Genomic DNA, 6000 nt, shown 5'->3' on the forward strand with positions numbered 1-6000 from the left:
AGGGAAGAGGCAACAGACAATCAAGCAACTCTGGGTTTTATAATGGCATAAAGTGGGTTTTTAGGTCTATGACTCAAATCGAACAAGTTCAAATTGCCTATCAAGAGTTTTGCGATCGCGTCCGTAGCGTTATTTTAAGTACGGTGAGTCAAGAAGGTGTTCCTAATGCGAGTTATGCTCCTTTTGTCATGGATGAACAGCAAAATATTTACTTCTTTGCCAGTGGTTTAGCCCTGCATACTCAAAATTTAAAGGATAATTCCCAAGCAAGTATTCTGTTTATTGAAGATGAAAGCAAATGCGAAGATATTTTTGCTCGTCCTCGTTTGAGTTTAAATTGTCAAGCAACATTTATGGAGAGAGAAACAGAAACATGGCAGCAAATTGGCGATCGCTTTGAGGAAAGATTCGGTGAAACTATCCAGATTCTTCGCAGTTTACCAGATTTTCGCATTGTCAAGTTAACCCCTCGCGATGGTCGTTTTGTCCTCGGTTTTGGTCGAGTTTATCGCATTAGCCGAGAAGGTGGTGATACTCTTACTCTCATCACCGGCTAGATCCCCTCATACAAAAAATTCCTTGAATGGATTAGGCTTATTGCGATACAGCTTTACCACCCTTGCGCGATCGCACTTGTGGGTAAAATTTCTGTGCGATCTTAGAGCGTATTTTAATGTAAAATTAAATCCTTGAGTGTATTATCCGATCGCGTTTGGCAATGACTACGTTTGAAATCATCTGTTTAGCCAATTCCTTAAAACATGGTGGACGGTGTATTGCAGGGTTTAAAACTGATGGTTCGGGATGGCTTAGACCTGTTTCCTCTCAAACTGATGGAACGCTCTATCAGGAGCATTATACCTTGAGCAATGGACAAGAACCAGAGCTTTTTAATATTCTCAGAATTGAATGCGATCGCCCTCATTCTCGCATTCATCAACCGGAAAACTGGATCGTCAGCGATCGCCCCTGGCAATTTATGGGTTGGCCGACAACCGACCAGTTAAATCAACTGCTGAAACCAGAAATTCAAAAGATAAACTATTCTTTTTCATTATTAGGGAATCAAGGCGATCGCCTTGAATTAGAATTATTACAGGATAATCCTGCTTGCGCTTCACTCTGTTTATTAAAACCCAAAAAACTCCTCTGGAAAATCTCAACACTTCCCCGCAGAAGAAGATATCGCGCTATCTTTAATTGCAACGGAACTCAATATAATTTAGGGATTACCGATCCCCATTGGAAAAACCTCTTAGATCGACTCGATGACGGTGAATATACCTGCGAACAAGCAATTACAGCCTTAGCTTTAAAGAATTTCGATCCCACCAAGTTTTTGTTAACCATTAGTTTAAGTGAACCTTTCCAATATTCTCAGGAAGAACCGCTTTGTTGTTTTAAATTAGTGGCTGCTGTTGTTAATACTGCTTATGTGAAAAGTTTCCTGAATTCCCCAGAAAAACAAGTTAATACTAACTATCATTCTAGCATTCTCAACGACAAAATAGAAACCCATTCAAATGCAAACTTATTACCCGTCAAACGTTGCATCCGTAAAGCCGTCCAAAACTGTTGGGATTCGTATTCAGAAGAGAGGCGATCGCTACAAAATTTACGCCAAACTTTACAAAATTTATTAAAACAGACCTTAGATGATTTTGAAAAAGATTTACATTTTGCTGATGTTGCAGAATCTTCCTTGCAATCTTCCTATAGCGATCGCCTGGATCGAATCCGTGAAAAATACCCTAAAGCCTATACAAAATGGACAACTGAGGAAGATGAAGAACTTGGCATTCTTTTTAACAATGGCATGAGTATTAAGGACTTAGCCAAGCATTTTCAACGACAACCCAGCGCAATGCGATCGCGCTTACGAAAACTTGATTTAATGGAATAATCGCAAGTTTATATTTTACCCATTTCCCCAATGTTCGTACCATAATTCAAAAACCAATAAAGTCCAGAGTAACTTCCGGCGATCGGCTTTTCCCGTCATGTGTTCCTTTAATAATTGCTGCACAAAATCAGCATTAAAAAAGCCTTCTCGCTGCAATCTTTCACGAGATAGCATATCTTCCACTAAAGGACGCAATTCCCCAGTAAACCACTTTGCTACAGGCATATTAAATCCTTTTTTTCCGCGTTGCATAATCTCTTTAGGCAAATGATTTCGCATGGCACGACGCAGGATATACTTTGTTGTTAAGCCCCGTAATTTGAGACTGTGGGGCATTTGCGCTGCATATTCTACCAAAGTATGATTTAATAAAGGAACTCGTACTTCTAAAGAATTAGCCATACTAGCGCGATCGACTTTGGCTAAAATATTCCCTTCCAAATATAACTTTAAATCGCAATAAAGTAATTGATTTAAGGCTTCTTGTGCTTGAGATTGTTGCTGATGATCGAAGGCAACTTGATAGGTATCTTTTTCTTGTAATTGCGTCCACGGTTCTAAGAGTTGACGTTTTTGATCTACCGTAAACGATCCTAACCATTGATGATGTCGCATGATAATAGGAATCCCTCGACCAGCAATAAAACGTCGCAGTTTAAAATCAAAACTAATATTATCAAAAGAAACAGGCAGGCGATCGACAAACCAAGGGATGATACGATGGCGAACAAATCCCGGTAATAATCTCTCGTAATATTCAACTAATCGATGTGCTTGTAAAGTTGAATAACCAGCAAATAGTTCGTCTCCTCCATCTCCTCCTAAAGCAACTTTAACATGATGGCGCGTAAATTGAGAAAGTAAAAAAGTGGGAATAATTGAAGAGTCTCCCAAGGGTTCATCAAGAAATTGAGCTAGTTGTGGAACTAAATCTAAAGTCAATTTTGGGGTTAAAGTTAATTCATAATGTTCCGTCTGTAAATGATGTGCTACTTTACGGGCATAGGAAGACTCATCAAAAGAAGGATCGTCAAAACGAATCGAAAAACTTTTGACATTTCCAGGGGCAATTTCTGACATCATGGCTGCGATCGCGCTGGAGTCTAAACCCCCACTTAAAAGAACCCCAACAGGAACATCACTGACCATTTCTTTGCGTACAGCATCTTTAATAACACTCAGAAGTTCTTGTTCGTATTCTTTGATTTGCTTGGGCTTAATATTTTCACTGCGCGATAAATTAATATCCCAATATTGCCAAACTTTTAATTCTCCCTCTGTATAACTTAAAGCATGACCGGGAGGAAGTTTAGAAATCCCTTGAAAAATAGTTCTCGGTGTAGGAATATATTCAAAACTGAGATATTCATTGAGGGCAACAAGGTCAATTGTTCGCGGTAAATGAGGATAAGCAAGGATTGTTTTTAATTCCGACCCAAAAATTAAAGCATCATCGTGTATTGTGTAATAAAGCGGTTTAATGCCCATGCGATCGCGCCCAATAATTAATCGCTGTCGTCGCGAATCCCACAAAGCAAAAGCAAACATTCCGTTAAGATATTCCAGAAATTCATCGCCAAATTCTTCATAGGCATGAACAAGAACTTCTGTATCTGTTTCAGTATAAAATTTATGACCCAAACGGGTTAAAGAAGCGGTCAGTTCTCGGTAATTGTAGAGTTCTCCGTTAAAAACGACCCAAATGGTCTTGTCTTCATTATAGATAGGTTGCTGACCGCCAGCGAGGTCGATAATTGAAAGACGGCGAGAACCTAAACCAACATTTCTAGATACATAATTTCCCCCCTCATCGGGTCCTCGATGAATAATCCTTTCGGCCATGCGATCGATTAGTTTCGCATTAACCTCTCGATTCAAGTCGGCATATACAACCCCACAAATTCCACACATCGATCGCTTGTAAACAGTTAAGAAAATGAAGATGTTTGGGATGATTCCAGAACAACCAATGAACTACTCTACCATCAAATCGACATCCGCCCACCAACCCTAGATGCAGTCGATCTCTTGATATTAGCTTAAATTTATAGTCTACGGAAAAGTCAAGAAATATTTAAAAAGATATTCAAAAAACGATCGCGATCTTGTATCATACAGTCTTGGTAATTTAAACAAGATTTTTAGGTGCATCTCATGTTAGGTCGATTTCATCTGGGTGTTCTATTCACTACTCTCTCTTTCCTTTCTCTTGTACCGCAAGCCATTTTCGCTCAATCAATCATTTCAGCCCCCGATCGCGCTGGGACTATAGTGCAGAAAAATGGCGATATTTATGAGATTACAGGAGGGACGCGATCGGGTTTCAACTTATTCCACAGCTTTCAAGAATTTGGTTTAACACCCAGGGAAATTGCCGATTTTATTTCTAATCCTGAAATTAACAATATTTTAGGGAGAGTGGTGGGGGGAAATCCATCAATTATTGAAGGATTAATTCGCCTCAGTGGAGGAGATAGTAATTTATATTTAGTCAATGAAGCAGGATGGATCTTTACTCGCGGTGCAAAATTAGATGTACCGGGAAGTTTTGGTATTTCAACAGCCAATCGTATTGGGTTTGAAGATGGCTTTTTTAATGCTTCAGGAATGAATGATTATGAAACATTAATTGGGAATCCTACAGGGTTATTTTTTGATACGATGCACCCCGGAATAATTATCAATGGGGGAGATTTAGCGGTTAAAGCAGGAGAAAATATCTATGCGATCGCCGGTTCTGTGTTCAGTACAGGAACATTTTCTGCACCGGGAGGCAATATAACCATCGCCGCAATTCCAGGACGAAATCAAGTTAAAATTACTCAAGATGGAGCAATCTTAAGCATTATTCTCAATGTTGAACCCGTACAACCAGGAGAACGAGAAATTACAGGTTTAAAATTATCAGATATTCCTCGTTATTTGATGGAACAAAGTGCAACTGGATTAGTTACAAATGAAGCAAATATAGTTCGATTAGCTAACAATAATATGCCCTTACCCGAAACAATAGGGACAGTGATTATTGCGGGGGCGATCGCAACAGCAACGCGATCGCCAGATTTAACGCCAAGTATTGAGATCGTTGGCAAAAATATCGCTTTATTGGATGCAAATATAGATGCTTCGGGAGTCAATACTGGAGGAAATATTCGCATCGGAGGAGACTATCGCGGTCAAAGTTCTCTCTCAATTTCCGAACAGACTTTAATTAATTCTGATACAATTATTCAAGCTAATGCGTTAAGTTCAGGTGACGGCGGACGGGTTATTATTTGGGCAAATGATGTCACTCGCTTTCATGGTGAAATTAACGTGCGTGGCGGTCAAAATGCAGGGAATGGCGGCTTTGTTGAAGTTTCTGGGCGCAAGTTTTTAGATTTTCAAGGTCATGTCAATACTTCTGCTTCTCATGGCACATTTGGGACATTATTACTCGACCCAACTAATATCGAAATTGTTGCCAGTGGAGGCAATACTAGCGATACAACTTTGAGTTTTAGCGATACTCCTCTTGATGCTAAATTAAATGTTAGTTTTATTAACAATGCTACCGCAAATGTAATTTTGGAAGCGACGAACAATATTACTTTTAGTAGCGCGATCGCCATGTCAACGGAAGGAGTAGGATTACAAGCATCTGCACAGAATAGTATTAATGTCAATGCCAATATCACAACAAATAACGGTTCTGTGAACCTGAATGCCGATGCTGACAATAGTAACGGTGGAGAACTCGCTCTCAACAATGCACAGATTAGTACAGGAACGGGAAATATTACCCTCGTCGGTCGCGGAAAAATAGGCTCTAATGGCGGTGGGACGGGAGGAACGGGAATTGCACTCAATAACAGCAGTTTGGCAACCACAAGCGGCAATATCTCTCTTACAGGAGTTGGTGGCGACGGCGGTACAGGAACTCACGGACGTGGTGGCGGACGTGGTGTCGGCAATCTCAACTCTGGAATTGATGGAGAAAACGGCCAGGATGGAACAAATGGAACTTTTGTTACAGATTCTAACTTAGGAGGTGGGGTTGGCGAAGATGGAGGAAATGGTGGTGATGGTGGTGTGGGAATTTCAGTGATGAATAGTGA

Annotated in this window: 4 protein-coding genes; 3 read left to right on the top strand and 1 reads right to left on the bottom strand. The window is 40.1% G+C overall.

Translation table 11 applies throughout. The annotated features are described in order from the left end of the window. The first annotated feature begins 68 nt into the window (after window positions 1-68). Both VB714_RS08930 and VB714_RS08935 read left to right on the top strand, forming a co-directional pair. Window positions 69-557: a HugZ family protein gene (locus tag VB714_RS08930; protein WP_323223266.1), complete on the top strand. Its 489-nt coding sequence runs from the start codon at window positions 69-71 to the stop codon at window positions 555-557. Window positions 558-718: 161 nt separating this feature from the next. Further along, window positions 719-1903 carry a dual OB domain-containing protein gene (locus tag VB714_RS08935; RefSeq protein ID WP_323223268.1) on the top strand — a complete coding sequence of 395 codons (1185 nt, stop codon included), beginning with the start codon at window positions 719-721 and terminating at the stop codon, window positions 1901-1903. 15 nt (window positions 1904-1918) lie between these two features. Here the strand turns inward: VB714_RS08935 and asnB are convergent, their stop codons facing one another. Further along, window positions 1919-3814, bottom strand: coding sequence for an asparagine synthase (glutamine-hydrolyzing) (asnB, locus tag VB714_RS08940; protein WP_323223270.1), 1896 nt, complete (start codon window positions 3812-3814; stop codon window positions 1919-1921). A gap of 243 nt (window positions 3815-4057) precedes the next feature. Between asnB and VB714_RS08945 the strand changes: the two genes are divergently transcribed. Continuing rightward, a partial coding sequence (locus VB714_RS08945; RefSeq protein ID WP_323223272.1) for a filamentous hemagglutinin N-terminal domain-containing protein occupies window positions 4058-6000 on the top strand: 1943 nt, incomplete at its 3' end.

The organism is Spirulina sp. 06S082, assembly GCF_034932145.1.
GTDB lineage: Bacteria > Cyanobacteriota > Cyanobacteriia > Cyanobacteriales > Spirulinaceae > CCY15215.